The organism is Chryseobacterium sp. SIMBA_029 (assembly GCF_046535275.1).
Classification (GTDB): Bacteria; Bacteroidota; Bacteroidia; order Flavobacteriales; family Weeksellaceae; genus Chryseobacterium.
This window is the reverse complement of sequence record NZ_JAWRXA010000005.1, coordinates 165,230-189,369: the sequence shown is the minus strand read 5'-3', so window position 1 is coordinate 189,369 and position 24,140 is coordinate 165,230. Positions and strand designations below refer to the sequence as shown.

Sequence of the window (24,140 nt, the reverse complement as noted above, 5' to 3'; positions counted from 1 at the left end):
GGATTAAATAAACTAATGATCTCTTTGATAACGGAACATTATTTTAATATCAAAACAGGTTGATTGACATTTTGATAAATTCCCTCAGAAATACTTCTGCTTGCCATATAATATAGGAAACTGTGTCTTCCCGGTAGAGCAATAATCAGGTCTGTATCATTCAAAGAGGCAAAATTCAGAATTCCGTTGATAATATTCTCATCATGAGAATAATGAATACTGCTTGGGATTTCGGTTAAATACTCATGGATATACTCCTGTAGTTCTTTCTTTTTGTCCTCGTTACCTTCATTTCTTTCTTTTGTGTGGATATTTAAAAACATAAGGTGAACATCCTGCTGCTGAATAACAGATTTGTGATGAAAAAGTCTGTCTAACTTTTTGATCCCGTTTACATCGCAGGGAATAAGAATATTTTTAACCGTATTATAACGATATCCATTAGGAACAATTAAGGTTTTAACAGGGCTGGTTCTGGCGATACTGATGATGTTTTCCGAAACAAAGCTGTCACTTGAAGAAGATTGGTCATCACTTCCTAAAACGATCAGTTCTACCGACGGATGATCCTTTAAAAGATCGTGGATACTTTTGGTAAGAGTCCATTCACTTACCGCGGTTGAAACTTTCAGGTCTGGTGACTTTTCAAGGATGATATTGCTTAATGTATTCAGGAGTGATGAGGTTCGTTCCAATAGGCTGTTGACATTTTCTTCATTAACAAATGCATGGCCTTCCGCTATATGCAGATAATCGAATTCAGATTCCTTAGACGTTTTTAAAAGAATAATATGGGTGTATTCAAATTGTTTTGCCCATTCAGCAGCAAGTTGTACTGCATTCTCTGTTGTTGATGTAAAATCAACCGGTACAAGTATTGTTCTCATATTAATTAATTTAAAATACGGTTATTCAAGATTGGTGGTCATTTTTTTTACTAATAAAAGCGCTTTCCTTATCTCATCTTCGGTAATATGATCAGCTGCTTTTTTATACAATTCCAATGCCCATGGATAAACGGTTTCTACAATTTCTCTTCCTTTTATACTCAGGAAAATCTGTTTATGCCTTCTGTCATTTTTATTTTCCAGCCGTTCAACCAGCCCTTTTTTCACCAGACTATTGATCAGATACGTAATACTGGATTTGTCTTTACTTATTGTATTGCTTATTTCCTGTTGGTTTATCCCGTCATTTCGCCAAAGAAGACCGAGTATTTCTATAAGCTCAAAAGAAAGATCCGGATCATATTCATTAATTCTGGCCTGGATTTTCTGACGCAAACGGTTTTTCATTTCGCCCATTGCAAGCCCTAATTCAAAGGCTAATTCTGATATATTATTTTGTTTTGCAGGCATACTATAATGGTGAAGAGAGATCAAGTCAGGAGCTGTATACCCGAAAGTATCAGATACCACTTACTCTAACAAATATACTAAAAATTAGTTTGAATTAAAACTAATTTTCATCCTGAAATTTCTCATTAAATAAATAACATTTTACTTCAGAATTTAAACTTGAACCAAAATTTTGATGCACTAATAAAGATTTGCTGCGAAATTGCCATAGAATATGGGTTGAATTCCTGGGAAAAGATTTAATAAACTGAGTGCGTGATAGATTATTTTTAATATGTGATAAATATTTTTTGCTGTTAATCAGTGCATAAACAATTGTCTGCTGAATTGGTTTTTAAATCAGAATGTATGGCACAACTTCTGATATAACAAGGCTACACTGCAAATCATATATTATGTCGATACAAATCAAAATAGCATTTTGTACAAAATGCAAAGGATACTATTCATCTACAACTGCTGACAAAAAAAACAATAATCATCCGGATATCATAGACCATTTTTTATATCACGGAGAACCTTGGTTTACGCTGGATCATCATACATTTGACCGCCATAAAAACTTTGAAAATCTGGAAGTACGTACCCTTAGCCTCGAGGAACATAAGGAAAATGATCATCTATACTGTCATTGCGAAAAGAAAGCCAGAGCAGAAAAAAAAGTGTATATGTACGAATTGAAAAAGACAGAGAAAACAGAAAATACAAACGAATTCATTGAAAAACATGAAGTGGATACGGATATTTATTTCAGAGACCTTTATTATACGTACAATACCTTTCACGGAATGGGTTCTGCCCATCATAAAAATACAGGAATAGGACTTAGAAATTAAGGAGTATAGCAAGGGAAAATAATAAAATAAAAGCAGTTGATTATTCATTATAATCAGCTGCTTTTATTAATAAGATTAATGGTCTGCTGAAGCAGGGTACTTTTTAATTTTTTACAGGAACCAGGGTAAGAGTACCTTTATCTATTTTGAAATCAAAGGTTCCCAACAAGGCTTTTGGCTCATCACAGCCACTGGACATATCAGCTATACCTTCGGATATTTCTACCTGGCCGTCTGAGTAAATATGATACGTTCCCATCATGTGAAAGCATGAATTTCCAGTATGGTAGTTTTTGTCTGCTTCAAATTGAAGGAAATTAAACTTGGCCTGTTCATCAGGAAACTTAATGGGTTTTGCTTTTTTGAAAACAACACTGCCGTCAGCATTTCTCTTTTCAAGTTCCCAGGTTGTTTTTGCCAGAAGATTCGTTTGTGCGTGGGCGACTGCCAGTAAAGAAAATGCAGTTACCATAAAAGTAAGAATGAATTTTTTCATATTGAGATTGTTAATGTTGGTTTTTGTAATACATGGAGATCATTTTCGCTTTTTCAGCGAGGTGTTGCTATGAAATGATCCAGCAGCAATTTACAAAATAAAGTTTGTCTTGCTGAAAATTCTATGATACAGCCCCGAAGCCTTTGCTGGACTGTGATTTTAGGATCTGTTGAAGTGTATTTCATATTCTGTTTTTTTTATGGATTTAATTAATTTTAATATCTTTAAGCCCCAAATTCATTAAAAAATTAATAAACATTCTTTATGCAGATGAAACCATTAACTTTAATTTTAACTGTCTTTTTTCAACTGATAAGCTTAGCTGCTTTTTCACAAAAAACGGCAGGTTTACATTCCTTACTCAACAAAGATTCTGAATTTGTTTTTCCTCAGACCCCGGATAAAATAGCGTCTGCTTTAAAAACAAAAACGATTTTTTATGAAGATGCCAATGAGGAAAAATATGCCAGATGGATCACTCCATCAGGATTAGAGCTTTACTCCAGCCTTGGGGAAAATAATACCATTACTGAAATGTCTTTTGATATTCCGGAAGATAAGTCTGTGATCGTTGAAGGGCTGCCTTTTGGCTTGGTGATGAACAAAACAACTCTTCAGGAAAGCGCGGCTAAATTCAGCAAATATGCTTCCAGCGCAGAAAAGCTTGGCGAGGGTACTGAATTTCCGGGAGGAACAAAACTTACTTTCAAAAAGGGAAAATATTATACGATCTTGCTTTTTGACGGTAAAAATCTTCTAAAATCGATATATCTTACCACTCAGCTTATAGATCCGGCTGCGAATTAAAAAAGATCAATATTTTATAGAAATAAAGAGTGGCTTTTAGTCGCTCTTTTTTTATGAGTATACCATAGCAATGTACTACCCAAGGGGGTAGTAATGGCCTTAAGCCGTGTTTTTTCCTTCGAAAAATGCAGGTAGTTTCCATCTAATTTCTATATTTGTACGGTTCAGTTTTGAATATCAGGATCCTGCGAAAAGCAGGAAATGGGAACCAACGATGAATAAAAAGAATTAAGAATAAATAAGATGAATGTATTAATTATTATCACTGTAATCTCACTGTTCATTTCGTTTTTTCTGGTATTTTTTTTATTAACGGTTAAGACAAAACACAAAACTAGCAATAGGCTCTTTGCTCTTTTCTTGACTATTGCAGCAATAGACATCAGTGAACCTTTATTTAGTATGATTCTTCATCAGCCTTCCAATCTGGGAATGTTGAGAAATACATTGGCTTTCCTTCAGATTCCTTCTTTTTATCTTTATGTATTGTCGGTTTGTTATTCCGATTTTAAATTTACTCCTAAATATCTAGTTCATCTGTTTCCATTTTTAATAGCGAATCTGATTTTACTGCCTCATTTTTATATGGCAGATCTCACGTCTAAAATTAATTTTATTGAACACCGTCAGAGTAGGATAGAAGTACAATTCAATCATATTCTTTTTCATATTCAGGTTGTGATCTACTTTATTGCCGTTTTTATCCTGTTGAGAAGGGCGAAAAAGCTGTATCTGGAAAATAATGCAGGCAGCAGTATCAATTCTTACCACTGGTTGTTTCAATTTACGAGTGTGCTGACCATTCTCTATTTGATTGTCATTTTAAAAAACATCTTTAAATTTTCTGATTATCCCTATATTTCTGAATGGATAAAAATTGGAATCCTGGTTTTCGAGTTGTTTATTATTTGCTGGTATTTATACAAAGCCCTAAACAATCCGGGTTTGTTTAGAAATATAGATTCAAGGTTACAATTGGTATCCGATATTGTTTTAGAAGAAAAAAAGAATGAGCCACAAACGGTAAGCGATCATGAGTTTAATGCAGATTTAACGAAATTGAAGAAGTATATGATGGAAGAAAAGCCGTTCCTTAATCCTTCTCTAACCATCCAGGATATTTCTGAAGGTATCGGGATTCCTACCCGTGAACTGTCGGTTTTGATTAATCATAGAGTAGGACAGCATTTTTACGATTTTGTGAATACCTATCGAATAGAAGAAGCGATGGGTATTTTAAAAGATGGAACAAAAACTAAGGTCACTATTCTGGAAATCCTTTATGAAGTGGGCTTCAATTCAAAATCTTCTTTTAATACCGCTTTTAAGAAGCAAACTGGAAACACCCCTACTTTTTATCGTAAAAACTTGTAAAACAGTATTTTGTAATTACTCGTACTTCCTTTTCTAAAGATTCATACTTATTTTTCTCAACAAATGAGACCGATTACTTTTACTCGGTCGCCTGATTGTAATTTCTCCCACATCTTTGTATCGAAATAATGTTTAACCATACAATTCGATATCATGAAAACTTCATTACAACTTTTAGCCGTACTGTTATTAATAAGCAGCTTTTCTTTTGGACAGAACATTTCCAGAAAGATCGATTCCATCATACAGGATAATTACCGTAAAAATCCTGACGTAGGCATCAGCGTCGGTTTTATCAACAATAACGAAGAATATTATACGGCGTATGGTAATTTGAATGCAGAAAGTCAGATTAAGATCAATAAAAATTCCGTATTTGAAATTGCTTCAATTACTAAAATTTTAACATCCAATTTAATTGCTCAGGCAGTTATGGAACATAAAATAAAAACAGATGATTATATAGATAATTTTCTTCCTAAAGCATATGTTTTACACTCAAATCTTAAAAATAAAATTAAAATTTCGGATCTGGCCTCTCACCAATCAGGGCTACCCGATATAGATTTTGGCAAGCTAATCGAAATAGATCCACAGCAGCCAATCAACAGTGTTACTGAAAAAACATTGGCTTCCATCATCAATAGCTGTACTGAGCTGAAGGATTATGGTAAATACCGCTATTCCACGATTGGATATACTTTACTCGGGCAGATACTGGAAAAAGTATATTGCAAAAGCTACGATGAAATTATTAGAACTAAACTCATAGAGCCTTTACAGATCACGAATACATTAACCAAAAATTTCAATGTGAAAAACAGAACGGTGGGTCACAATCCGAACGGAGGGATTCAGGAATTCTTCAAATGGAATATTACAGCGTCTGCCGGATTGGTAAAGTCCAATGCTTCTGATATAGTTACGTTTTTAAAAGAGGTTTTAAACAATGAAACGACCATCGGGAAAGCGGCCATAATCACAGAAAAAATATACTATAAAGATGAAAAAAGGGAAATGGGATTAGGGACTAACATCATGACGGATGAAAAAAATACGATCTATTTAAAATCAGGAGATTCTATGGGTCAGTCTTCCATCATATGTTACAACAGAGCTAAAAACTGGGGAATCGTTATTCTCCTTAATCAAAGGAATTCAAAAATGAGACAAGATCTGTTGAACCAAATTTATGATACGATATTAAAATAGAGACGCCTCTAATATTTTTCATAAAATAGTATATTCTATACACATAAATTCCCCGAATAATCCGGGGAATTTTTACTTCTTAATTCTAGTGGCAATTTAGCTTCTAGCCTTAATTACGCAAAAACTGACTCATATCGGCAGAATCAAATGTAAATGCCATTTGATTTTCAGATTTATCTAATTTTTTACTGATCGTTAAAGCCCATAACACCAATTCTTTACAGAAATTCTGATCTTCCTTGCTTAATCCTGAAGTATTTTCTTCTACGACAGTTACTAAAGGAGTTATGCTGTTAAGTTTTGCGTAAAACTCTTCATCGGTATCCGTATAATTGAGTTCAAGATGGTTTTTATTAAACCATTTGATCAGGTCGGTATACGGTGTTTTTATGCCTTCTTTTTCCAGTTTGGAGATGCGTGGGAATAGTGTTTCAAACTGTACCATTACCGCTTTGTCGATTAATATTTTCGCTACATAATCCGCCCCTTCCTGTTCACCTTCATACACCAATTCAATTTTTCCGGTGATAGAAGGAATAATCGACATGAAATCAAGCAAACGGACAGTCGTTTTTTCAGTATCAGATTCAATCAAACGTAATTTGGCTGCGGCCACTAAATTTTCCATGGCGCTGATGGTAAGTCGGGCACTGACACCACTTTTTGCATCCACATATTCGCTGTCACGCGCCGCAAAAGCCACTTCCTCTAACAGGTCTTTTGCCAGATCAGGAATTTGGATCTGTGATTTATCTTCAGCAGAAATCAGAGCTTCCTGTTCAGTAATCTGACGGGCCAAAGCAATTGTTTTAGGATAATGGGTGAAAATTTGTGATCCGATTCTGTCTTTCAGGGGAGTTACAATACTTCCTCTGTTGGTATAATCTTCCGGATTGGCCGTAAAGACAAACTGAATGTCAAGAGGCATTCTTAACTGAAATCCGCGGATCTGAATATCACCTTCCTGTAAAATATTAAATAAAGAAACCTGAATTCTTGCCTGTAAATCCGGAAGTTCATTCAGTACAAATATGGAACGGTTGGCACGCGGAATCATTCCATAATGCAAAACACGCTCATCAGAATAAGGAAGCTTTAAAGTGGCGGCTTTAATCGGATCTATGTCTCCAATTAAGTCGGCAACATTTACATCCGGTGTCGCCAGTTTTTCAAAGAAACGTTCAGAGCGGTGCACCCATGAAATTGGGGTTTCATCACCATGTTCCGCAATAAGATCTCTGGCATATTTTGAGATCGGCTGGAATGGACTGTCATTAATTTCAGATCCTTTCACAATCGGCATATATTCGTCCAGAAGGTTCACCATACTTCTGGCAATCCTGGTTTTTGCCTGTCCGCGTAGACCCAATAAATTAATGTGGTGACCCGCCAAAATAGCTTTTTTTAACTGCGGTACCACAGAATCTTCATAACCCCAAAGTCCTTCAAATACAGGTTCTTTAGCTTTAATTCTCGCAATTAAGTTTGCTTGAATTTCTTCACTAATCGTTCTATCAATATACCCTGAATTTTTTAATTCTTTGAATGTACTATCGTTTTTCATTTTCTTTTTAAGTAATAATAATTATGTAATGAGAATTGTAACAGCCTGGCTGTAAGTCTGAAATCTGACCGTCTAATTAAATTCTCTTTATTCTGTTTTTTTCGTAATCTTCAAAAATCATTTGACCCAAACCTGAAAGCCCTGTTAAGAAGGCTTTTCCTTTATTTTGTGCTGTAAAGGCTTCCACAAATTTTCGCAGATAAGGATCCTGGGCAATCATAAAGGTGGTGATGGGAATTTTTAGTTTTCTGGCTTGTGCTGCTTTATTAAGGCACTGGGAAATGATCATTTCATCCAATCCGTTGCTGTTCATATAAAACTCTCCGGTAGGCAGCTGGATACAGCTTGGCTTTCCGTCGGTAATCATAAAAATCTGCTTGTTGGTATTTCTTTTTCGGCGGAGAATATCCATCGCCAGTTCCAGGCCGGCAACCGTATTGGTATGATAAGGACCTACTTTCAGATAAGGAAGGTCTTTGATTTTAATCGGCCAGGCTTCATTTCCAAATACAATAATATCAATCGAATCTTTGGGGTATTTCCGGTTAATGAGTTCCACCAGGGCCATCGCTACTTTTTTAGCAGGCGTGATCCGATCTTCACCATATAAAACCATAGAATGGCTGATATCGATCATCAGCACGGTACTCATTTGTGCTTTATGTTTGGTTTCCTCTACGATAAGATCATCTTCTGTTAATCGCAAGTCTGAAATTCCATTATTGATCTGTGCATTTTTTAAGCTTTCGGTCATATTCACGGTGGAAAGGTCGTCTCCATATTGGAAGGAGCGGTTTTCACCATCGCGCTCATCCCCAACTCCTGTTTTCGTGGTTCGGTGATTTCCAATCCCGCTTTTTTTCAGTTTTCCGAATATCTGATCAAGGGCGTATTCACGCAAAGCAGCCTCTAGTTTAGCTGTCAATACATTTTTGCCTTTACCCGTGCCGGAATTACCATCTTTAGGATCATCTTCCTCTTTGATGTATCCCCGTTTCTTCAGATCTTCTTCAAAATCTTCAAGGGAATATTCATCATTGAAAATATCATATTCTTTATCCAGCATATCAAGCCACTCAAAAGCCTCTTCAATATCACCGGAGGTATGGGTAAGAAGGTCTTTGAAAACATCGAACACCCGATCAAAAGGTGATGTTTCTTCAGGAATATGTTTGCTGAACGTAAAACCTTTTTGAAAATTTAAATCTTTATTCTTCATAAGATGCTGCTGCTGTTTATACTGTTGCTTGTGTTTAATGCTTTGATAATGTTTATTATATACATTTTTGCTATAGTAATATTATCTGAAGACATTGTAAGCAATGCGTATTTCTTTCCTTTGTTTAAATGATACAAGTTATGAAAATATTAGACCGGTAACACTGTATGAAAAATAGAAAATACTAATGATGACGATATGAAATTTTTAAGTTTTGTGAGAAAACAGCAGGCTATTTTAAATAATTTCTATATCATTTTTCCTGTTGAAAAAACATAAAACAGGAAATTAGAATAATTATTAATAACGCCGATTTAGTGATTAATACGCTTTTATCATTAGTTTTTCAGCCATTTCTGAAGCCTGATTTTTAAAAATTATTTCCAGAAACTGTGTTTTAATCAATACCGTGCAAAAAAAAAGATTTATAGGTGAATTATTTAATCAATTTCCTTAAATTCTATCAAATATTTTACTATTCTGAAAAAGACAAAAATTACTTTAACTTTGCAAATGAATGATTATCACCGATTATTAAATTTTTGGCGATAAAACAATATCATTTAAACTAGTACCAAAAAAGACTTCAGTAATCAGAAAATTAATTTAGCTGATAAATAGATATGAAATATAAATTATTAAATTTTAAATTGAGGAAAATCGTTCACTATTCCTTAATCGTGTGTATTTTATTGATACAGGTAATTATAGCCATATTTTTTTATAATGAGTTTATTAATGGAAAAAAATTAAATTTTATTAAGAATCAACTGGAAGAGAGCAAGGCATTGGGCGGATTAACCGATGATTCGAGAAAGAATTTCATTGATGCCCAGAACTATCTTCAGAAATACATGATCAGCCAGGATGATAAAGATCTGAAATTATACATCCAGTCTCTTAGAAAACTAAATGGAAATTTTGACAAATTAGGAGAATTTGAAAACTTAACTCCAAAGCTGAAAAATAAATTAGAATTGCAGAAAAAGGACACCCTGAAGGCTGCAAGACTAAAGACATTACTTGATTCAGCCTATGAATTTTCTCAAAATCCCCCTGCAAAAATACAGGATAAAGAATATGAACTGGAAAAATATAAGAATGATTTTGATGATTTAGAGATTCAGACCCAGACTTATTCTGATACGATCAAGAAGAAAGGCCTGATGGGGCGTTTGAAGGATGCCATATCAAATAAGGTTGATGTACAGAAAGAAAGCACTGTAATTACTTTATCCAATAAAAAGGCAGCGGATCTTTCCAAGTTGAAAACTGAAATGAGTAATGCCATACAATCTATGGATAAACATTATTCAGATGCTGTCAAAAAGATTAAGTCATCTACTGTTAAAAAGCAGCGTGAAAATATGCAGTATTATAGTAATTTCAATAAATTACTGGTATACAGCAACGGATTGATTAATGTCTATGAAAAGGCGATTAAAGAATTTAAATCAGATTTAGAAAAAGAATACAACAAACAAAATTCTATTAATAATAAAATCAGGACGTATCTGGTGCTTGGATTAATGAGCTTAATGTTCATTGTGTCCATTCTGATTATGTATTTTACAAGAATAGCATTTATATACGAACGGAAATTGAATGCAGCAAACAAGGAGATTAAGAATAACCTTAATTTCAAAAACAGAATCCTTGGAATGCTGAGCCATGAATTAAGGTCTCCTCTGAAAATTATTAATATTTTTATTGATAAAATCAACAGAACCACAAAAGATGAAACGGTAAAAGATTATCTTAAATCGATGAAGTTCACCAATAGTACCTTGCTGATACAGTCCAACCAGATCTTGGAATATACAAAGAATCAGGAAGCTGGGAAAAAGCTGACCAGCACAACCTTTAATCTTAAAGATGAGATTGATAATATTGTTACGGCAATCACTCCTTATATAGAAACCAGAGACAATAAATTTGTGGTCACCAACCAGATACCAGTCGGTTTGGTTGTTTATTCAGACAATATAAAAGTGAACCAGCTGTTGATGAATATCCTGGGAAATGCCAATAAGTTTACAGAAAACGGGCAGATTGATCTTACCCTTACCACTGAATCTATCAACGAAAATACAATTTCTCTAACCACAATAGTAGCGGATACAGGCGTGGGGATATCGGATTCAGATGTTGGCAAAATTTTTGAACCTTATTATCAGGGAATGGTATCTGACGAAATCGATAATGTAGGAGCAGGATTAGGTTTGAATTTATGTAAAGAAATTGTAGAACTTTTTAATGGTGAGATATCGGTTTCAAGTAAACTAGGCCAGGGGACAAAAGTAACATTCAGAATCAACTTAAATATCAATAATAAATAATGGAATTACCAATTGAAGATAAAGAAATAATATTTCTTTTAGCCGACGATCACAGTATTGTGCGGCAGGGAATTGGAATCATCATCGATGAGATTGTTCCAAATGCTGTCATCTATCAAACCTCATCTTTACAGCAGATTGTAGAGATCGTAAAATCGAAAGGAATAGAAATAGCCATTATTGATGCCCATTTTCCTGAAGGGAATAGCCTGAACTTTTTATCACAAATCAGAAGTGTAAATCCTGATATCAAAATTTTAATATTTACCGGCCTGGAAGAAGAACTTCATGCCCTTAAATTTATTAAAGGCGGTGCCAATGGCTACCTGAGTAAATTGAGTGAAGAAGAGGAAATAAGACAGGCTATTGCAAGTATTGTCAATAAAGGGGAGTATATTTCTGCCGTTTCTCAGAATTTATTGGTGCAGTTTGCTCACGACCCCAATGTGATCAATCCATTGAGTTACTTAACCAAACGAGAACTACAGATTGCAGAACTCTATGCAGAGGGCTATGGAAACCTGGAAATTGCCAATAAGCTTGATATAAAGCAAAATACAGTAAGTACGATCAAAAAAAATATTTTTGATAAATTAAAAATAGAAAATCTGGTTGAGTTGATTGATCTCATCAAAACTCACCATACGATATAGACTTTTGCACTCTGTTTATGAGGTGAAACTCACTTATCGATAAATATCGATATTTCAATCGACATATATCGATGCGTTTTATAGATAATCTTGTTTTCCAATGTTGTTACTTTGCAGTAAGAAAAATTAGAAAAAACACGAATTTATATAGCTAAAAACGTAAGTGATGAAATCTTTATAGAGTAGCTGGATGACCTTTAACCGACTTCTTGAAAGCTTGTTAAGAGCTTATTAAAAAAACACAAATTATATAAAGAAGTAAAATTGGTCTTTGGTTATCCGATACATTAAAAGGGAGGCAGAAGCCTCCTTTTTTTTATCCTCAAGTCTGTTCATTTGGCCCTACTACAGGTAATTACATTTTAATATTTTTAAGTCCAAGTATCAAATCCATATTTTTTCATTCATATTATTTCCTGATAGTAGGTTCGAACAGAATTAACGAGGTGTTCATGTTTATAGCTGTCAATCCTGTATGTTTCCTTACTACCAGTTTCAAGAATATTCTACCGTTGTTGTGAGTAGAAGACCTTTTTAATGAAAACGACGAATAAAGAAAGAACTAGACACAAAATACTTAGCCAAATTATCTTCTGAATCCCAAAGTGAACAATCCAGTAACCACCTGCAATTGATCCGGCGGTCACAGCGGCATTTCCGCAGGATGTAAAAATACTGTTGACAAACTCCTGGGCACCGGTAACAGATGAAGCAATATTCACATTACTGATCAGAAAACCTCCGGTATGTACCAGTCCCCAGATTCCAACAATGACTATCATGGGCACAAAATAACTTCCAAAAGTAAAAAGCAATAGGTGAACGCCAATCAAAGTAATAATAAATGCAAGGGTGGTCTGGTAAGGATGTCTGCTCATGTATTTCCCGGCAAGACGATTACCAATAACGCCCGTTATTCCAAACAGGAAAAGCATACAACTGATTTCCTTTCCGTTCATGTTGGTAACTGACTTTAGAAAATCTGCCATATAAGCATATGTTGAATACATCGCAGTAATCATAAAAAATACCAATATAATATGTATCCATAAAACCGGTTTTCGCAATATCGATATCGGTGAATGCTTTGTTTTGATGTGCGGTTTATGTACAGATGGCAAGTATACCAGTAATCCTATAAACGAAATAATATTAATCATTGCCAATACTAAGAATGAAGACTGCCAGTTGAGTATATCCACTAGTAAGGTGGCTAAAGGAACGCCAAAAACTGTTGCTAACGTTAATCCGGAAAATAGAGTGCTTACAGCTTTCGATGATTGATTAGGTTCTACATTTTCGACGGCAACGGTCAGGGCAATCGACCAATAAACAGGATGAAAAAAGGCAGGGATCATTCTTACAATTAATAAAAAACTGAAAGTAGTTGCCAGGGCGGACAGTACGTTGCATGCCGCAAAAACAAGCAGAGAAAAAGCCAGTACTTTTTTCCTGTTGAAAGAAGATAATGCCATGACGGCAAAGGGACCGAAAACAGCTACAATGATGGCAAAGGAGCTCAGCAGCCAACCGGCCTTGTCAATGGAGATCTTGAACACAGAAGCTATTTCGGGTAAAATCCCTATCACTCCGAATTCTGTTGTCGTAATTCCAAAAATACCCAATGCCAGTACAAATAATATTGTATTAAATTTCATGATGCTCTATTTAATTTATTTTGCAAATTTGCAGAATAAACGATCCTGGAAGTATATACTTACATTGAAGTTCTATACTATCAATTAGGAAAGTATGTATCATTTAAAATAATACTATGCCTGAATTTTTTCACGATAAAAAGCTCTATTACACACCGATAGAATTTGCATTGAATCATATTGGTGGAACCTGGAAAATGCCGATTCTCTGGCGTCTTCAGGGTAACGTTCAGCGGTTTAGCGAACTCAAAAAAGATATTCCTCATATAACGGATAAAATGCTGACCAGCCAGCTGAGAGAATTGGAGAGTAAAGGAATGATCAAAAGGGTAGTGTATGCTGTGGTACCCCCTAAAGTAGAATACAGCTTAACTGAAAAAGGCGAAAAAGCGATTCCAATCATAGAAACAATCATGAAATATGGTTTTGAGCTGATTAAAGAAGAAGGAATTGAATACCCACCTGAAAATAAATAATTTTTTTCTATCAACTTATATGATTAATCTTCACTTGTAGTCTGTCAACATAAAAGCCATCTCATAGAAAGATATGAGATGGTTTGGGTGTATGTCTTGTTTTGTCTTTGATGTAGGATAAACTTTTTGATCAGATTTTCTTCTCCAATCAATTATGCTTTGCACATAGCATCCCAAGTTGTCCAGAAGTGTGCATTAACGGCACCTGGGGCCGGATTGGTGCTGTCTGCAACAATGCCTACCATAGAAGCGCAGTTGGAATTACATCCTATTTCATTATGACTTCCCTGTTGAGGAGGAATTTGTCGCCACGTACCTGTTGAACCGCTTAACAGTTCTACTTTAATATCAAAGATTCCCGAAAGATTAGGAGTCTGAATTTGTTTCGTCGGAGCATCGCTGGAAATAGAATCACTCCAGTTCCCCTGTGAAAATGTTACGCGCCATGTTGAAATCATTTTGGCGGTATTGTTCTGAGGTGAAAGATAAACCCAGAATTGAGCTCCTCCGCCCAATTGTAGCTGGCCGGTTGAATTTGCATTTACATTTGCTGTTTCCATGTTGAATGTATTTGGTTGGTTAGTTTTTTGAATCGAATAAGTTACTTTGGGATAAACCCTCCGTAACGCTTAATTCGTATGTCAAAGTAACAAAGAAGATTGCGGTTGTTTTAGAGTACAAATAACCAATTATCGGGTTGAGTAAAAATACCTAATCGTATTGAAGTCGGTTTAAACCCGGTATTTTGTGACTAAACTAATTCATGCAATGGTATTGGCTTAGCTGAAGTGGTAAAAGAAATCACTTTTTGAGTGAGTTTAAATATTAAACTGAAAAAGTAATGGTGAATCTATACGAGATCTAAAGAAGTGGTCCGGCGAATGGAGAGAATTAATTGTAAAAAAATAGCTTTCTGGTCAGAAAGCTATAAGTTGTTATTTATTATGTCCTGGTGTGTAATCTCTTGCTGATTTTGCACCTGTCATTTTTTTTACCTGTCCTGGCGGAAGGCCATGATTGCCATTAGATTGTGCTATGGGAGCACAGGAAACTACAAATAGTCCCATAAGAAAAGTTACTCCAATAATTTTTAACATATTCATTGTATTTTTTAGAGGTGTTCGAGAAAGGATCGTGCCAATTGAATGTAAGCGAAAAAACGCTGAAATATTTCTAGGTGCTATTTTTTATAGAATTGGTGCCAGAAGATGAAATACTTTATCTTTGTTTTTCGGGGTTTATCAAAACATTTTATTCGAAAATAGACTTTATGAACAAAAACATTTTCTCATTTTCTGCAAAAGCAATGTGCATTGCAGCTTTCCTTTCTTTATATACAGTGGTATATGCCCAGCAGACCGCTGATATATCAACTCTTTCAGAAAAAATCTTAAGCACTATTCTGGAAAAGAACAGAACGTATTATACACAGGGTAAAGTAGCTGATTATATTCCTGAACTGGGGAAAATGGATGCCAAAGCAATCGCTTTTTCAGTAGTAGAGAAAGATGGAAAGATCCTTAATGCCGGTGATGTTCATCAAAAATTTACCATGCAGAGTATTTCGAAGATTATCGCATTGATGATTGCAGTGAGCGAAAAAGGAGAGGCTAATGTTTTTGATAAAATGGGATATTTCGGATCCGATAAACCTTTCAATTACTTTTCAAATCTTGAAACAACAGGTAAACCGCTTAATCCAATGATGAATGCGGGAGCAATTCTTACCACTTCTTTAATTTCGGGAGATGGAGAAAAACCATTCCTGAAAATATTGGAGATGGTTCGGTTTATTACAAAAAATAAGACAATTGATTATAGTAAATCCGTTTATGAATCCGAAAAATCTACAGGCCACCGGAACCGGGGAATGTTTTATCTGATGAAAAATAATGGACTCATTTCAGGGAATGAAGATCAGTTGGATAATTATTTCAGACAATGTTCTATTGAGCTTACCGCTGAAGATTTGGCTAAAATAGGATATTTCTTTGCCAATCATTGTGTTCGGTATGATGGAGATGCGACCTATAAAAATGCAGAAATGGCAAAATTAGTGCAATCGCAAATGTTAGTTGGCGGGATGTATGAATTCAGCGGTGAGTATGCCCGAACGGTTGGATTGCCAAGTAAATCCGGTGTTGGGGGCGGAATTACAGTAAGTGTGCCCGGAAGAATGGGGATCGGTGTTTTCAGTCCTTCTTTAGATCAACATGGAAACTCTTTAGCCGGATATCATATGATTTTAGACCTTGTGAAGCAATATAATCTAAGCCTGTTTTAAAAATATTCTTAAAAACGATTATTAAGTAACCTTTTCGGAAACTTTACAATTATTAAATATAAAAAGCCTTGCAATTGTGTTTTGCAGGGCTTTTTGGTGGAATGTGTTTTCATCAAAACATACGGATGTGCTTTTTCCCTTACTGATTATTTACAAAAAGATAGTATTTGCTTCATCTGTTGTTCATAAATGTCGAGTATGAGTACTTACAAAATCATTCAATCTATGAATGACATGCAAAGTTCAAAATTTATTACAATTTTTGAAAGGCTGCAGAATGAGCTGGATGGATTCTGGATTGTGTTTGTTGTTCTATTTTATCAGATAAAATCAATAACTATTTGAGAAACAAATGGGTCTGTCTTGATGGGTGTATGACTTTGCTTTTTATTGAAGTTGTTTTTTGCTGAAATTCCATCACTTTTTTTGGTGAGAAAATGAAATGATTGGTTCATTCGGTCATTTTTTCAACCCATCGGTCTGTGTGATTTTTGTAGGTTCCATGCACTCTTATCGGTATGTTATTTTTTTGTAATATTGAAAAATTAATTCTCTTATTTTTGAAATATTATATTTTTTTATTCTATATTTGCTTACATTTTGTAATAATAAACATTTATAAATGTGATTGCACGCATTGTATCGTCTTGTTTCTGAGAGCAAAAATATAATTACTTATTTTAATGATATTTGAATTCATAATAATTTATTGTTAAAAAATTATTATTAAATTTTATTTATGATTGAATATGTAATATAAAATTATTATTTTTATTCCGTCATAACAAAATATTCGCGTTGGATACCGGGAGGTTGGGCGTTTGTTATAGAATTTTCAGTCTTATTCAATACCATAAATGCAATGAAAAACTTAACCATTATTGGATTAACACCTTTTGAAAAGCCGGATGTTAATCTTATTCTCAAATTGCACCAGGCGGGTGCGTTTCCCATTTTAAGCTTAGGAAGTGATGTAGTAATCGCTCAGGAAGCATTGAATCAACTTGACCAGATAGATATTCCTTCTTATGGTATTTGTTTTCCCAACGACAGGTGTTTGTCGCTTCAAATTCCAAAAAAAGTAAGGTTGGCTATCCTTCCGTCAGGTATTATAATGAATAACTCCTCAGAATTGCCTTTTATATACCAGGTAAGCAGTTTGGAAGAAGCCAGGCAGGCTGAGCAATCAGGTGCTGAGGGTATCATTATAAAAGGAAATGAGGCAGGAGGCCTGGTAGGCTATGAATCAACTTTTGTCTTGTTTCAGCGTATTATCAAAGAAATCAACACCATACCTGTATGGGTACAGGGAGGAATAGGGCTCCATACGGCGGCGGCGGCAAAAGCATTGGGTGCAACCGGAATAGTATTGGACAGCCAGCTTGCCATGTTCCCGGAAAGTTCTGTTCCCCAGGATGTAAAAGATCTGTGCTCAAAACTGAATGGAACCGAAACAAAAATTATAGCCAATCATCGAGTATTGGTAAGGCCTAACTCACCTATATTGCCGGAACATGTTAGCTCAGAAGAGCTTACACAATATTTTACAGATCTTGACCTCAGTACAAGTTACATTCCTATGGGGCAGGATATTTCGTTGGCAGTAGATTTGTATGAAGATTTCAAAACTCTTAAAAAACTGATTTTTGGTTTCAAAGAAGCGATGTATGGTCATTTGAAGCAGGCAAAAGCCCTTCAGGTAATCGATCAGGACAATATCATGGCCAAACAGCTGGGACTTCGTTACCCTATTGCACAAGGACCAATGACCCGTGTCAGTGATGTTCCGTCATTTGCTAATGCGGTTGCAGAAGCAGGAGCTTTGCCCTTTGTTGCTTTATCTTTACTTAAAGGAAAGGCTGCGAAAGCTTTGGTGATGGATACTAAAAAACTGGCAGGCGAAAAAACATGGGGAGTAGGGATTCTTGGGTTTGCTCCTCAAGAATTGAGAGAAGAACAGACATCTTATATATTAGAAGCCAAACCTCCTGTGGTTCTTATTGCCGGAGGAAGACCGGCACAAGCGAAAGTATTTGAAAAAGCAGGAATTACAACTTTTCTGCATGTTCCTTCCCCTGCGCTGTTAGATATTTTCCTGAAAGAAGGTGCTACCAACTTTATCTTTGAAGGACGTGAATGTGGTGGCCACGTAGGTCCGCTTTCAAGCATGGTCCTTTGGGAGAAACAGATTGAAAGGATCTTAAAAGAAGATCATCCGGAAAAGATCAGCGTATTTTTTGCGGGTGGAATCCATGACGCATTTTCAACAGCTTTCGTTTCTATCATGGCAGCTCCGTTAGCAGCCAGAGGTGTAAAAGTAGGGGTATTAATAGGAACTGCTTATCTCTATACTGAAGAAGCGGTTCAAACCGGAGCGATTCAGCAGGAATTTCAGGAGCAGGCTATGCAGGCTAAAGACACCGTTTTATTAGAGACTGCACCCGGACACGAGACACGTTGTTTGAATACAGCTTTTGCTCAGCATTTCAGCACCGAGAAGACAAAGCTTCTGGCAGCCGGAATGGACAAAAAAGAAGTTTGGGAAAAGCTTGAAAAATTAAACGTAGGCCGTCTTCGTATTGCTGCTAAAGGTATAGAACGTCAGGGTGATCAATTAATCAACATTCCAACAAGCGAACAGCTGGATCTGGGAATGTATATGATCGGACAGGTGGCTACGATGCAAAACCGTGTGATCTCCGTTGCAGAACTTCATCAAAATGTAAGTATCGGCAATTATCAATATATTGAACAGGCAGCTTTGCCGGAAGAACCGTCATCAACAGAAAAACCATTGGATGTGGCTATTGTTGGAATGGAATGTATTTTCCCGGGAGCAAAAAACCTCGAAGAATACTGGCGAAACATTATATTAGGAAGAGACAGTGTTACAGAAGTGCCTGATGAACGCTGGAATAAAGAACTGTATTACCATCCCGATTCGGACGGACCGGATGTATCCCACTCCAAATGGGGTGGATTTATTCCAAAAATTGATTTCGATCCTTTGGCCTTCGGAATTCCTCCACAATCTCTTGCGGCTATTGAGCCAACACAGTTATTGACGTTATTGGTAGCTAAGCGTGCGATGGAAGATGCCGGTTACGGAGAAAAACATATCAACAGAGAAAATATTTCTGTAATTATTGGCGCTGAAGGCGGGAATGATCTGGCCAACAGCTATAGTTTCAGAGGATACTATAAACAGGTTTTCGGAGAACTTCATGAAGAAGTGAAGCAGGCGTTTCCACATACGACAGAAGATTCATTCCCTGGTATTCTGGCCAATGTGATCGCAGGTAGGATTACGAACCGTCTGGATCTTGGGGGAAGAAATTTCACAGTAGATGCAGCGTGTGCTTCTTCTTTGGCGGCTATTGATCTGGCCTGCCAGGAATTGATATTAGGAAAATCAGATATGGTTCTTGCTGGAGGAGCGGATTTACATAACGGGATCAATGATTATCTTATGTTTTCCAGTACCCATGCACTTTCCAGAAAAGGAAGATGTGCAACTTTTGACGGGGATGCCGACGGTATTGCCCTTGGAGAAGGAGTGGCAATTCTTGTTTTAAAAAGATATGAAGATGCCGTTCGCGATGGCGATCGTATTTATTCAGTGATTAAAGGAGTGGGAGGATCCAGTGACGGAAAAGCACTTGGCCTTACAGCTCCGAGAAAAATAGGGCAGGTACGTGCATTGGAACGTGCGTATTCCCAAGCAGGGATTAGTCCTGCGGCTGTTGGTTTAGTGGAAGCCCACGGAACTGGGACTGTCGTAGGAGATAAAACCGAACTCAGCGCTTTGACCAATTTATTCAGCCGTTCAGGAGCGATACCGGGACAAACGCATTTAGGTTCTGTAAAAACACAGATCGGGCACACCAAATGTGCAGCCGGATTAGCCGGACTGATCAAAGCTTCTCTAGCGGTATATCATGGCGTAAAACCTCCAACGCTTCACCTACAGCAGCCTAATGCTTATTATAACGCTGAAACCAGTCCTTTCGCTTTTTATGCAGAAAGCGGATTGTGGAGCGAGAAAAACCGTTATGCCGGAATCAGTGCTTTTGGATTCGGTGGAACTAATTTTCATATGGTCATTGCCAATCATCCTAAACAGGACGATTCTGCAGTATTACAATCGTGGCCATCGGAATTGTTTGTATTCCGTGGGGAGACTTATGACAAAGCTAAAATCAAATTGGCTCAGATCAAGTCTTTATTAGAGATCAATGGTGATATTCCATTAAAAGATATGGCTTACAGTTTAGCGGTCGGTTCAGATGAACCAATTCAGCTAAGCATTGTCGCTGATACTACTGAACATTTGATGATGAACATCGAACTGGCATTATCAGGCATTGAAAGTAAAGATACATTTACAGTCAACAGACGCGATGGTAAAGTAGCATTCCTGTTCCCAGGACAAGGCAGTCAGAGAATCAACATGGCCCGTGATCTGTTCGTAGCTTTTCCAGCGATGAGAAATCTGATCGATGGATATCCTGAACTGGAAAAAGTAGCTTTCCCTTCTGCTACCTTTAATGAAGCTGATTTAAAACAGCAAAAAGAGACCATTAAAGATACCCGTTTGGCACAACCCATTTTGGGAATAGTAGATCTCGCGCTGGCTAAATTCCTTCAATCGCTGGATATCGTTCCCGATATGGTAGCAGGTCACAGCTATGGTGAATTACCTGCTTTATGTTTTGCCGGTGTTTTTGAAGAAGAAAAATTGGTTGATTTGAGTATTCAAAGAGCTCACACCATTTTAGATTCAGTAGAAGGAGGTGATCCGGGAACGATGATTGCGGTAAGTGCAACAAGAGAACATTTACAGCCGGTATTAGACAAAACAGAAGGCTGCTATCCGGTTAATTATAACGCTCCGACCCAATGTGTGGTGGCGGGAAGTACACCGGCCATCAATAAATTAATGGAAATCCTAAAACAGGAACGCATTTCTGCCAAGAAATTAGAAGTAGCCTGTGCATTTCATAGTCCGTTATTGGCTAAATCCAAAAACTTATATGATGAGGTCTTAAAAGAGATTCCTTTCAGTGAAATGCAGATTCCGGTTTGGTCAAATACCAGCGCAAAAGTATATCCAACAGGTCCATCAGAAATCAAAGAAAGACTGACGGATCATCTGGTACAACCCGTGAGATTTGTAGAAGAAATTCAGGCGATGTACGAGGATGGAGCCAGAATATTCATTGAAGTAGGGCCTGGAAAAGTGCTTTCCGGACTAACGAAATCCTGCTTAGAGAAAGATCAGCTGATCCTGTATGTAGAAGATAGCAATCGCAATAAATTGAGCCACCTTCTTTCCATGCTGGCGCAATATTTAGGAACAGGCCGAAACTTTAGCATTGAAAAACTTTTTGATGGCCGTAATGCCCGATTGATACAGATTGACCAGCCTGAACTGTATAAGAAAAATCCAGCCATCTGGCGTGTGAACGGACAGATGGCACATCCAACTACAGGTAACTTGCCAGCCAATGGTGCGTTACCGATACTAAAACCTATTCCCATGAACAATTTCACGAATACCCATCAAACTCCTGTAGCCGAACATCAGCCTGCCGCTGAACGTATGCTGCATGAATATTTAAATACCATGAATCAGCTGATCCAGGCACAGCGTGATGTGATGCTTTCCTTCCTGGGACAGAATCCTCAGATTAATCATGTACCGGCTTATGCTGCGTCAGTACCGGCACCTGTGAATGATCGTTTGGTGACGATTCCTGCACAGTCGGTGAATGTTGAGAAACCGGCCATAACTCCGGTAAAACAGGCTCCTGTAAAAGATATTAAAACCTTATTGCTACAGGTGGTCAGCGATAAAACCGGATATCCTCATGAAATGCTGGGTATGGAAATGGATCTGGAAGCAGATTTGAGTATCGACTCTATCAAAAGGGTAGAAATCATTGGAACGCTTCGCAGTGAACTGGGAGCGCTTACATCAGATCATGCCAACGAAGATACAATCATGGAAAAATTAGCCTCGATCAAAACTTTAAATGGTTTGGTTTCCTGGTTGACAGAATTTACAGGAACTCCAACATCTGCTCCTGAAAAAAGCGGATCTGCAGTAACACCTGCATCAGAAGTAGAAAGTAAATCTGCATTCTCTCTTGAAGAACTTCAGCATGTCATTCTGGATATTGTCAGTGAAAAAACGGGTTATCCGAAGGAAATGCTTGGATTGGATCTCGATCTGGAAGCAGATTTAAGTATTGATTCCATTAAGCGTATGGAAATTATCGGAGACCTTAAAACAAAAATCGGTTTTGGAGAAGATATGGATCAGGCAGATGACCTGATGGAAAAACTGGCTGCCATTAAAACATTAAAAGGATTGGCCTCATGGATCAGCGAGATGAGCGGAAATAGCGATGCTGAGCCCGTACAAAATGTATTGTCACGTCTTCGTTTTGGTTTGACTCCCACAGATGTTTCTACGGAACAAAATACTGAAATTATAAAGGGGAAGCGTTTCGCCATCACTCAGGACAACAGCCCGCAAACGCTGGCAATCAAAAATACCCTTGAAAAATATGGTGCCATCGCAGAATTGGTAGATACAGAGAAAGATCTAAAGGATTTTGATGGATTGATCATTCTGGATCTGTTCTCCTCAACCATAAAACACAGCATCATTGATCATGTGGATCAGATTAAAAAACTGGATCTTGATAAAGCCAAGTGGGTGTATCTCATTTCAGACATTCCTGCCCATATTCAGGAGCTGACGGATACGCGTCTTTTACGTCATTACAAAGGCTATCCAGGGCTTTTCAAGAGTCTTGCGAGAGAATTTGAACAAACTTCTTGCAGGCTGATCAGTCTGAGCACACCACAGGAAGTTGATCAGATTACGGAGATCACTTTAAAAGAAATATTAACCACAGATAAACCTTCCGAAGTCGTTTACAAACATGACCAAAGACACAAAATAGATATGATCCCTTCTCCCTTGTCAACAAGCCTCGAAGAAGCACATATCCAGCTGGATCAGGAATCTGTTGTCTTGGTACTTGGAGGCGGGCAGGGAATCACTTCTGAACTGGTGAAACATATGTCCGGAGCGTATCCTTGTACCTATATCCTTGTGGGAAGATCAGCAGATCCGAGAGATGTATTGGCAGACCTTAAAGAAGTGGAAGCCATGAAAACCAAGGAAGAAATAAGAGGCTATCTTATTAAAACCGGAAAATTCACTTCTCCTTCCGAAATAGAAAAAGAGACGGTAAGAATTTTCAAAAACAATCAGATCCTCCGCACGATCCGAGATATGGAACAACTGGGAAGTACGGTAGTTTATCAATCTTTAGATCTTTGTGACGAAGAGGGATTATCAGATTTGATCAAAAATATTTACGACAAATACGCACGTTTAGACGGAGTTATTCATGGAGCAGGTCTTTTGGAAGACAAACTTTTCAGACAAAAGACATCCAGCTCATTTGAGCGTGTATTCGATACAAAAGTAAAACCGCTTCGTGTATTGGCAGAACAGCTTCGTGCCGACTGTCAGTTTGTAGTGCTCTTCTCAAGCATTGCTTCAGTATACGGGAACAAAGGACAGACCGATTATGCGGCAGCCAACTCGGTACTGGATGATTATGCGAAAGCGTTAAACAAAAAATTAAAAGGAAAAGTAATCTCTATCAACTGGGGCCCATGGAAAGGAGCCGGAATGGTTTCGTCAACGTTGGAAACAGAATACGAACGTCGTGGAATCTCTTTAATTCCATTGGATCAGGGAAAAGAAATCTTTCTTAATGAGATCAAATACGGCACAGAAAGTCAGGTATTGATCATGTCAGGAAGCAACTGGTAAACCTCT

The 24,140-nt window shown here is 37.0% G+C and carries 17 protein-coding genes; 9 read left to right on the top strand and 8 right to left on the bottom strand.

Annotation, left to right across the window (positions count from 1 at the left end):
* Window positions 1-38 precede the first annotated feature (38 nt).
* Both SB679_RS10775 and SB679_RS10770 read right to left on the bottom strand, forming a co-directional pair.
* Window positions 39-887, bottom strand: coding sequence for a universal stress protein (locus SB679_RS10775; RefSeq protein ID WP_410702269.1), 849 nt, complete (start codon window positions 885-887; stop codon window positions 39-41).
* Between the two features lie 21 nt (window positions 888-908).
* Window positions 909-1,358: a MarR family winged helix-turn-helix transcriptional regulator gene (locus SB679_RS10770; protein WP_410702267.1), complete on the bottom strand. Its 450-nt coding sequence runs from the start codon at window positions 1,356-1,358 to the stop codon at window positions 909-911.
* A 395-nt stretch (window positions 1,359-1,753) separates the two neighbouring features.
* Here SB679_RS10770 and SB679_RS10765 point away from each other — a divergent pair, with 395 nt between their 5' ends.
* Window positions 1,754-2,194, top strand: a complete 441-nt coding sequence (locus tag SB679_RS10765) for a hypothetical protein (protein ID WP_410702266.1) — start codon at window positions 1,754-1,756, stop codon at window positions 2,192-2,194.
* 103 nt (window positions 2,195-2,297) lie between these two features.
* Here the strand turns inward: SB679_RS10765 and SB679_RS10760 are convergent, their stop codons facing one another.
* Window positions 2,298-2,690 (bottom strand): hypothetical protein, encoded by a 393-nt coding sequence (locus SB679_RS10760; protein ID WP_410702265.1) that lies wholly within the window; start codon window positions 2,688-2,690, stop codon window positions 2,298-2,300.
* A gap of 270 nt (window positions 2,691-2,960) precedes the next feature.
* On the opposite strand from SB679_RS10760, the gene SB679_RS10755 reads away from it, so the two are divergent.
* The 3 genes from SB679_RS10755 to SB679_RS10745 all read left to right on the top strand — a co-directional run bounded on the left by SB679_RS10755 (window position 2,961) and on the right by SB679_RS10745 (window position 6,083).
* Window positions 2,961-3,497: a hypothetical protein gene (locus SB679_RS10755; protein ID WP_410702263.1), complete on the top strand. Its 537-nt coding sequence runs from the start codon at window positions 2,961-2,963 to the stop codon at window positions 3,495-3,497.
* A gap of 402 nt (window positions 3,498-3,899) precedes the next feature.
* Window positions 3,900-4,871 carry a helix-turn-helix domain-containing protein gene (locus SB679_RS10750; protein ID WP_410702262.1) on the top strand — a complete coding sequence of 324 codons (972 nt, stop codon included), beginning with the start codon at window positions 3,900-3,902 and terminating at the stop codon, window positions 4,869-4,871.
* Between the two features lie 153 nt (window positions 4,872-5,024).
* The gene (locus tag SB679_RS10745; protein ID WP_410702261.1) at window positions 5,025-6,083 is read left to right on the top strand and encodes a serine hydrolase domain-containing protein; all 1,059 of its coding nucleotides are present in this window, start codon (window positions 5,025-5,027) and stop codon (window positions 6,081-6,083) included.
* A gap of 109 nt (window positions 6,084-6,192) precedes the next feature.
* On the opposite strand, the gene SB679_RS10740 is transcribed toward SB679_RS10745, so the two are convergent.
* Window positions 6,193-7,647: a sigma 54-interacting transcriptional regulator gene (locus SB679_RS10740; protein WP_410702259.1), complete on the bottom strand. Its 1,455-nt coding sequence runs from the start codon at window positions 7,645-7,647 to the stop codon at window positions 6,193-6,195.
* Between the two features lie 76 nt (window positions 7,648-7,723).
* Window positions 7,724-8,866 carry a vWA domain-containing protein gene (locus SB679_RS10735; protein WP_410702258.1) on the bottom strand — a complete coding sequence of 381 codons (1,143 nt, stop codon included), beginning with the start codon at window positions 8,864-8,866 and terminating at the stop codon, window positions 7,724-7,726.
* 623 nt (window positions 8,867-9,489) lie between these two features.
* Here SB679_RS10735 and SB679_RS10730 point away from each other — a divergent pair.
* Window positions 9,490-11,205: an ATP-binding protein gene (locus SB679_RS10730; protein ID WP_410702257.1), complete on the top strand. Its 1,716-nt coding sequence runs from the start codon at window positions 9,490-9,492 to the stop codon at window positions 11,203-11,205.
* The gene (locus SB679_RS10725; RefSeq protein ID WP_410702256.1) at window positions 11,205-11,858 is read left to right on the top strand and encodes a response regulator; all 654 of its coding nucleotides are present in this window, start codon (window positions 11,205-11,207) and stop codon (window positions 11,856-11,858) included. The genes SB679_RS10730 and SB679_RS10725 overlap by 1 nt, the downstream gene beginning before the upstream one ends.
* Window positions 11,859-12,364: 506 nt before the next feature.
* Here SB679_RS10725 and SB679_RS10720 read toward each other — a convergent pair.
* Window positions 12,365-13,516, bottom strand: a complete 1,152-nt coding sequence (locus tag SB679_RS10720; protein ID WP_410702255.1) for an MFS transporter — start codon at window positions 13,514-13,516, stop codon at window positions 12,365-12,367.
* Window positions 13,517-13,632: 116 nt separating this feature from the next.
* On the opposite strand from SB679_RS10720, the gene SB679_RS10715 reads away from it, so the two are divergent.
* Complete coding sequence (locus SB679_RS10715) at window positions 13,633-13,992, top strand: winged helix-turn-helix transcriptional regulator (protein WP_410702254.1); 360 nt, start codon at window positions 13,633-13,635, stop codon at window positions 13,990-13,992.
* A gap of 152 nt (window positions 13,993-14,144) precedes the next feature.
* Here SB679_RS10715 and SB679_RS10710 read toward each other — a convergent pair whose 3' ends face one another.
* Window positions 14,145-14,552 (bottom strand): hypothetical protein, encoded by a 408-nt coding sequence (locus tag SB679_RS10710; RefSeq protein WP_317741397.1) that lies wholly within the window; start codon window positions 14,550-14,552, stop codon window positions 14,145-14,147.
* Between the two features lie 375 nt (window positions 14,553-14,927).
* The gene (locus SB679_RS10705) at window positions 14,928-15,089 is read right to left on the bottom strand and encodes a hypothetical protein (protein ID WP_410702252.1); all 162 of its coding nucleotides are present in this window, start codon (window positions 15,087-15,089) and stop codon (window positions 14,928-14,930) included.
* 173 nt (window positions 15,090-15,262) lie between these two features.
* Between SB679_RS10705 and glsA the strand changes: the two genes are divergently transcribed.
* On the top strand, window positions 15,263-16,276 hold the full coding sequence (gene glsA / locus SB679_RS10700; RefSeq protein WP_410702251.1) for a glutaminase A: 1,014 nt from the start codon (window positions 15,263-15,265) through the stop codon (window positions 16,274-16,276).
* A gap of 862 nt (window positions 16,277-17,138) precedes the next feature.
* Window positions 17,139-24,134 carry an SDR family NAD(P)-dependent oxidoreductase gene (locus SB679_RS10695; protein ID WP_410702250.1) on the top strand — a complete coding sequence of 2,332 codons (6,996 nt, stop codon included), beginning with the start codon at window positions 17,139-17,141 and terminating at the stop codon, window positions 24,132-24,134.
* Window positions 24,135-24,140 lie beyond the last annotated feature (6 nt).

Excerpts from the sequence above, each read along its gene's own strand:
- SB679_RS10755 (WP_410702263.1), top strand. The coding sequence starts at position 2,961 with ATGAAACCATTAACTTTAATTTTAACTGTCTTTTTTCAACTGATAAGC.
- SB679_RS10715 (WP_410702254.1), top strand. The coding sequence starts at position 13,633 with ATGCCTGAATTTTTTCACGATAAAAAGCTCTATTACACACCGATAGAA.
- SB679_RS10760 (WP_410702265.1), bottom strand. The coding sequence starts at position 2,690 with ATGAAAAAATTCATTCTTACTTTTATGGTAACTGCATTTTCTTTACTG.
- SB679_RS10710 (WP_317741397.1), bottom strand. The coding sequence starts at position 14,552 with ATGGAAACAGCAAATGTAAATGCAAATTCAACCGGCCAGCTACAATTG.
- SB679_RS10705 (WP_410702252.1), bottom strand. The coding sequence starts at position 15,089 with ATGTTAAAAATTATTGGAGTAACTTTTCTTATGGGACTATTTGTAGTT.
- SB679_RS10695 (WP_410702250.1), top strand. The coding sequence starts at position 17,139 with ATGAAAAACTTAACCATTATTGGATTAACACCTTTTGAAAAGCCGGAT.
- SB679_RS10765 (WP_410702266.1), top strand. The coding sequence starts at position 1,754 with ATGTCGATACAAATCAAAATAGCATTTTGTACAAAATGCAAAGGATAC.
- SB679_RS10720 (WP_410702255.1), bottom strand. The coding sequence starts at position 13,516 with ATGAAATTTAATACAATATTATTTGTACTGGCATTGGGTATTTTTGGA.
- SB679_RS10735 (WP_410702258.1), bottom strand. The coding sequence starts at position 8,866 with ATGAAGAATAAAGATTTAAATTTTCAAAAAGGTTTTACGTTCAGCAAA.
- SB679_RS10750 (WP_410702262.1), top strand. The coding sequence starts at position 3,900 with ATGATTCTTCATCAGCCTTCCAATCTGGGAATGTTGAGAAATACATTG.
- glsA (WP_410702251.1), top strand. The coding sequence starts at position 15,263 with ATGAACAAAAACATTTTCTCATTTTCTGCAAAAGCAATGTGCATTGCA.
- SB679_RS10745 (WP_410702261.1), top strand. The coding sequence starts at position 5,025 with ATGAAAACTTCATTACAACTTTTAGCCGTACTGTTATTAATAAGCAGC.
- SB679_RS10740 (WP_410702259.1), bottom strand. The coding sequence starts at position 7,647 with ATGAAAAACGATAGTACATTCAAAGAATTAAAAAATTCAGGGTATATT.
- SB679_RS10730 (WP_410702257.1), top strand. The coding sequence starts at position 9,490 with ATGAAATATAAATTATTAAATTTTAAATTGAGGAAAATCGTTCACTAT.
- SB679_RS10775 (WP_410702269.1), bottom strand. The coding sequence starts at position 887 with ATGAGAACAATACTTGTACCGGTTGATTTTACATCAACAACAGAGAAT.
- SB679_RS10770 (WP_410702267.1), bottom strand. The coding sequence starts at position 1,358 with ATGCCTGCAAAACAAAATAATATATCAGAATTAGCCTTTGAATTAGGG.
- SB679_RS10725 (WP_410702256.1), top strand. The coding sequence starts at position 11,205 with ATGGAATTACCAATTGAAGATAAAGAAATAATATTTCTTTTAGCCGAC.